Origin of the sequence: Kitasatospora sp. NPDC056783, assembly GCF_042789895.1 — a bacterium.
Classification (GTDB): Bacteria; Actinomycetota; Actinomycetes; order Streptomycetales; family Streptomycetaceae; genus Kitasatospora.
Genome location: NZ_JBHUAF010000505.1, coordinates 1 through 5,013, shown reverse-complemented (window position 1 = coordinate 5,013; position 5,013 = coordinate 1). Strand labels below are relative to the sequence as shown.

Annotated in this window: 6 protein-coding genes; 1 reads left to right on the top strand and 5 read right to left on the bottom strand. The window is 71.2% G+C overall.

Annotated elements, in window-relative coordinates:
* Nucleotides 1-34: 34 nt before the first annotated feature.
* From ACFRMQ_RS37970 to ACFRMQ_RS37950, 5 genes are all read right to left on the bottom strand, one after another.
* The gene (locus ACFRMQ_RS37970; protein WP_380735435.1) at nt 35-2,449 is read right to left on the bottom strand and encodes an FtsX-like permease family protein; all 2,415 of its coding nucleotides are present in this window, start codon (nt 2,447-2,449) and stop codon (nt 35-37) included.
* On the bottom strand, nt 2,449-3,123 hold the full coding sequence (locus ACFRMQ_RS37965) for an ABC transporter ATP-binding protein (protein WP_380735434.1): 675 nt from the start codon (nt 3,121-3,123) through the stop codon (nt 2,449-2,451). Before ACFRMQ_RS37965 ends, ACFRMQ_RS37970 begins: the two co-directional genes overlap by 1 nt.
* 124 nt (nt 3,124-3,247) lie before the next feature.
* Entirely contained in the window at nt 3,248-3,490 is a 243-nt protein-coding gene (locus ACFRMQ_RS37960) for a DUF397 domain-containing protein (protein WP_380735433.1), read from the bottom strand.
* A gap of 70 nt (nt 3,491-3,560) precedes the next feature.
* On the bottom strand, nt 3,561-3,746 hold the full coding sequence (locus ACFRMQ_RS37955; protein WP_380735432.1) for a DUF397 domain-containing protein: 186 nt from the start codon (nt 3,744-3,746) through the stop codon (nt 3,561-3,563).
* 2 nt (nt 3,747-3,748) lie between these two features.
* The gene (locus ACFRMQ_RS37950; RefSeq protein ID WP_380735431.1) at nt 3,749-4,621 is read right to left on the bottom strand and encodes a helix-turn-helix domain-containing protein; all 873 of its coding nucleotides are present in this window, start codon (nt 4,619-4,621) and stop codon (nt 3,749-3,751) included.
* A 131-nt stretch (nt 4,622-4,752) separates the two neighbouring features.
* Here ACFRMQ_RS37950 and ACFRMQ_RS37945 point away from each other — a divergent pair.
* A partial coding sequence (locus tag ACFRMQ_RS37945; protein WP_380735430.1) for a hypothetical protein occupies nt 4,753-5,013 on the top strand: 261 nt, incomplete at its 3' end.

Here is a 5,013-nt window from a genome sequence, read left to right as displayed (position 1 = left end):
GTTGTCGCCGTTGACGGATGCGGGGTGCCGTGGGCTATTCGCGGTGCAGGAACTCCGCCTTGACGCCCCGCCCGAGAGCGGGGAGCGCGCTGAGCCCCGCCACCACCGCGCCGGCGAGCGCGATGGCGGCGACGGCACCGAGCCCTCCGAGCGGGATCGCCCCGGACGTGCCTCCCGCACGTCCGTAGGCGCGGCCGACCAAGACGGCGAGGCCCAGGGCCAGGGTGATGCCGCTGCCGTACGGGATGAGCACCTGGAGGAGCTGGGCGCGCCGCATGGTGGGCAACGGGACGCCGACCACGGCCTGGAGGGCGACCTCGCGGCGGCGTTCGACCGCCCGGTCGATCGAGCCGACGGCGATGGCGGCGCAGGAGATTGTGAGGACGAGGACGGTTCCGAGCGTGAGCAGGGCGCGGAACAGGGGGAACTGGTACTGCGATTCGAGCGCGATGTCCGGGACGGAGACCGTCAGGCTCGGGTTGACCCGGGCGGCCGCCGCGTTGAGCGCCTCGAAGGTGGACCGCTCGCCGTCGGTGACGATCAGGTACGACGCGGCGGGCAATGCGGCGGCGGACAGGCCCGGTGTGCCGGGCGGCAGCATCATCTCGGCCGCCACCGGAGAACTGTCGGAGACCGCATTGCGGTCGGGGACCTCCAGGGTGCGGTTGGGTGCCGCCACAGTGAGGGGGCTGCCGGGGCCGGTCACCGGAGCCAGGGTCAGCGGTGTCCCGTTGTCGAGCCCGGCCGGCTGACCGGACCCGGCAAGCCAGTACGCGGTGCCCTCCTCGCAGGACTGCGGCGCCTGCCTGATGACCGAGGACAGCTCGGCGCAGCTGAGGACGACGGCGTTGTGGATGAGCGGGGGCGTCTGGACCACGCCGGCCGGTGCCGTGGAACCTCCACCCGGGACGCCTTGGGCGGGCGTCGCGGTGACGGGGGCCATCGGCGTCTGGAGACGGCGCACGGGGACGACGGAGCGTACACCGGGGACGTCGGCGAAGGTGGCGGCCGCCAGTGGCGTGCCGTCCGCGCTCGTCGCCGGCCCCTGGTACACGCCGGGGGCCATCACCTGGGCCCAGGACTCGGCGGCGGTGCGGGACTGGATCGCCGCGAACACCGACTGCCCGAACGCCCCCGCGAAGACCAGCAGGACCAGCCCGGAGACGACCCGGGTCGCGGCGGCGGCCTCGGCCTCCAGCCGACGGGCACCGAGCAGGACGGCGATCGACCGGGCCACTCGCCCGAGGAACACGCCGATGCTCCGGGCGATCAGCGGAGTGCCCGCCGCCAGGCCGACGAACACCAGCAGCAGCCCGGCGGCCATGGTGAGCAGCATCGAGGTGTTCGGGTCACCGCGCTCCGGCGGGGGGCTCATCGCCGCGTACCCGCTGACGGCGATGCCGAGCACCAGAGGCGCCAGCCGCCAGGGGGACGGGGCCTTCGGCACGGTGTCGGTGCGCCCGGCCCTCGTGGCGCTGGTGACCCGCCGGACCGCGACGGCCCCCACCGCGACGGCGAGCAGGGGAACGGCCAGCAGCAGCGCCGCGGTCTGCCACAGTGGGGGCTGGAGATCGGCGGAGTACCAGCCGTAGCCCGCGACGGTCCACCGGGAGGTGAACGGCAGCAGAGCCTCGAAGACGGCCAGGCCGGCGAGCGCACCCAGCGAGGCCACCACGGCACTCTCCCCGGCGTTCACCACCTGCGCCTGACGAGGCGTCACCCCGAGCAGGCGGAGCGCGGCCAGGCGCCGGTCCCGCGTGGCGGCGGAGAGCCTGGCACAGGAGGCGAGGAACAGCAGGACGGGGGTGAGGACGGCGATCACGCCGACGGCCAGGGTGATGGTGTTCTTGCGGGCGTCCGCGACCGCGCCGGCCTCGGCCACCACCGCCGGGCCGGTGGCGCCGTGTGCCAGCGGCCCGTACCCCGTGAACTGCTGGGTCGAGACACCCGGGGTGCTCCCGACGCCGACGTACGCGAGCAGTTCGTCCGGCTGCACCAGGCCGTCAGCGGTGATCGTCTCGGTGACCCGGCCGGGCAGCCGGTCGCGCAGCGCCTGGTTGCCCGGCTCGCCGTAGAGCGTGCGCAGCGCGGGCGAGAGCACCACCTCGCCCGGAGCGGGCAGACGGCTCAGGCCGGGCGGCGGGGCGTCGGCGGATGTGGCGACGAGCTGGCGTTGCAGGGGCCGCCCGTACCAGCTGTCCGCCACGCTTTCGCCGAGCAGGCCGCAGCCGGCCGCCGGGCGGTCGTCCGCCGCCGCGCAGATCACGGTCCGGGCGTCGGCCCGGTCCGCACGGTGCTGGAGCATGCCCGGGACGGCGATCGCCAGCAGGAGGACGACCACGCCGAGCGCCGTGCCGCCGGCCATCAGGGTGACCCGGGCCCAGCCCGAGCGGCCGTAGCCGCGCACCAGGCGCACGCCCAGGAGTAAGGGGTAGAGGCGGGCTCGCATCACACCCGCTCCTTCGTTCCGACCACCCGGCCGTTGCTCATCACGATCTCGCGGTCCGCGCAGGCCGCGACGCGGGCCTCGTGGGTCACGATGACCACGGCGGCGCCCTGCTCCCGGGCAGCGGTGGTCAGCGCGATCAGCACGCGCTCGCCGTTGACGGTGTCGAGCGCACCGGTGGGCTCGTCGGCGAAGACCACCTTCGGGCGGTGGATCAAGGCCCTTGCCACGGCGGCCCGTTGGGCCTGACCGCCGGAGATCTGGGACGGGCGCTTCGCGGCGAGGTCGGCGATCTCCAGCCGTCCGAGTGCCTCGGCCGCGTTCCGTGCGGCTTCCTTACGGGTCGCACCCGCGAGCCGCAGCGGCAGGGCCACGTTCTCCAGGACGGACAGTTCGGGGATCAACTCGCCCAGCTGGAACACGAAGCCGAAGTCCCGGCGACGCAGCGTGCTGCGGCCCGCCTCCGGCAGGTTGTCGAACCGCTCGCCGTCGAGGCGGACGCTACCGGCCTCCGGGGTGAGGATCCCCGCCAAGCAGTGCAGCAGCGTCGACTTCCCCGAGCCGCTCGACCCGGTCACGGCCACCACCTCCCGCGGGGCGACCGCGAACGAGACGCCGTCCAGCGCGCGGGTCGTGCCGAAACTGAGACGCAGATCGTCGGCCACCAGAAGATTCATTGCCTGCCCTCTCGCGAATTGACCGGTGAGGGGTGATCGTCTCATCCTGGGAAGGGAGTTGACCGAGCATATGTTCGTCGGGTGGTCGATTCGCGGAAGGCCCGTACAGGGTGAAACTGTCGGGTCAGGCGGGCCGGGTCGTGGTGGCGGCGAACGTCACGAACGCCTGCCAGGCGGCGGGGGAGACGGTGAGCTGGGGGCCGGTCTTGTCCTTGGAGTCACGGACGTGGACGGCGGCGGGGGTGTCGGCGACCTCGACGCACTGGGCGTCCTCGTTGGTGCTGTAACTGCTCTTGCGCCAGGCGACTTCGACGCACGCGGCGTCTTCGTTGGTGCTGTAGCTGCTCTTGAACCAGGCGAGTTCCATACCGTCCGACGGTACGCCAACGGCCCGCCGCCGGGAAGGCGGTGGGCCGTTGAGGGGAGGCTTTGCGGGGTCAGACCTCGGTGGTGGCGGCGAACTTCACGAACGCGTCCCACGCGGCCGGCTCGAAGGCCAGCTGGGGGCCGCTCTTGTCCTTGGAGTCACGGACGTGGACGGTGCCGGGGGTCTCGGCGACCTCGACGCAGTCGGCGTCCTCGTTGGTGCTGTAGCTGCTCTTGAACCACGTCAGCTCGGCCATGCCTACCGCTCTCCCAGAATCGCTTCGATCAAGGCCAGGGACTCCCTCAGCCCCAGGGCCTGGGCCCGGATACTGCTGTACCGTGCGGCCATATTACGGACTTCCACCGGGTCCGTGATCAGCCGATTGACGTGCTGCGCCGCGACGTAGCCGATCTGCGGCCGGTTGGGCGGGGTCAGCAGGGTGAACGAGCCGCCCATCCCCGCGTGGCTCATCCGGTCGAGCGGCATGACCTGGAGCTCGGGGCCCCTCATCTGGCCGATCTCCAGAAGGTGTTCGAGCTGCTCCTTGTGAACGTCCCACCCGCCCAGCGGGCGCCGAAGCACGCTCTCGCAGACCACCCACGACAGCACCGGTGTGGGCCACCGGGTCAGGATCCCCTTCCGGTCCATTCGCGCCGCCAGCCACTCGTCGATCTGCTCGGACGAAAGGATCGGCCGACGCATCTCGTACAAAGCGCGGATGTACGCCTCGGTCTGGAGCAGTCCCGGAATCACCATCGTGCCGTAGTGGTGGATCTCGATGGCCCGGTTCTCCTCCGACGTGAACGCCTTGGAGAAGGCCGGGTGCCGCTCACTCACCCGGATCTTCGCCTTCATCACGTCCTCCGCGATGACGATCAGGGCGCCACCGGCGTTGATGATCGGGTCCACCTTCGTCAGGTACTCGATCCTCGGGGTTCGCACCCCCCGCTCCATCGCGCCGATCTGGTCCTCGCTGTACCCGGTCAGCCGGGCCAGCTCCCGCTGCGTGATGCCGGCCCGCTCGCGGAAGTGCTTGATCAGCTTGCCCACCGCGCCGTAGAACTCCGAGACGCCGTCCGAGTTTTCCGCCGTCTCACCGTCATCGAACATCGTGCGCTCGACGCCAGTCATGTGTACCACCCGCCCTTGCGGCCGATTGATCCGGGCCGACCGACGCGCCGACCCGTCGTATCCGTACAAGCACTCTCCGTGCCTGTTGGATTGCTGGCCAGAGTACTTCCAGCCCGCCACGCTTTTCTCCCATGGCAACCGAAATCCCCCGCGACAACCCCCGCTCCCACACCACCACCCTCACCGCCTCCCCCAAGGGCGCGGCCATCTGTCGACGTCTGGCGAGGCGTCAACTCACGGACTGGGAACTGCACTCCACCCACACCGAGCGCTACCACGGCGCGCTCCTGATCGTCGCAGACGTTGACTTAACTTGGCGGCGCGTTTCCGCAGGTCAGGTGACGTTCTTCCATGCGCATCGTTGGAATTTCCATGGTTGTTCAAGACGACGA

Bases quoted from the DNA above. Each gene is read 5' to 3' on its own strand.
- ACFRMQ_RS37970 (WP_380735435.1), bottom strand. From the start codon at position 2,449: ATGCGAGCCCGCCTCTACCCCTTACTCCTGGGCGTGCGCCTGGTGCGC.
- ACFRMQ_RS37965 (WP_380735434.1), bottom strand. From the start codon at position 3,123: ATGAATCTTCTGGTGGCCGACGATCTGCGTCTCAGTTTCGGCACGACC.
- ACFRMQ_RS37960 (WP_380735433.1), bottom strand. From the start codon at position 3,490: ATGGAACTCGCCTGGTTCAAGAGCAGCTACAGCACCAACGAAGACGCC.
- ACFRMQ_RS37955 (WP_380735432.1), bottom strand. From the start codon at position 3,746: ATGGCCGAGCTGACGTGGTTCAAGAGCAGCTACAGCACCAACGAGGAC.
- ACFRMQ_RS37950 (WP_380735431.1), bottom strand. From the start codon at position 4,621: ATGACTGGCGTCGAGCGCACGATGTTCGATGACGGTGAGACGGCGGAA.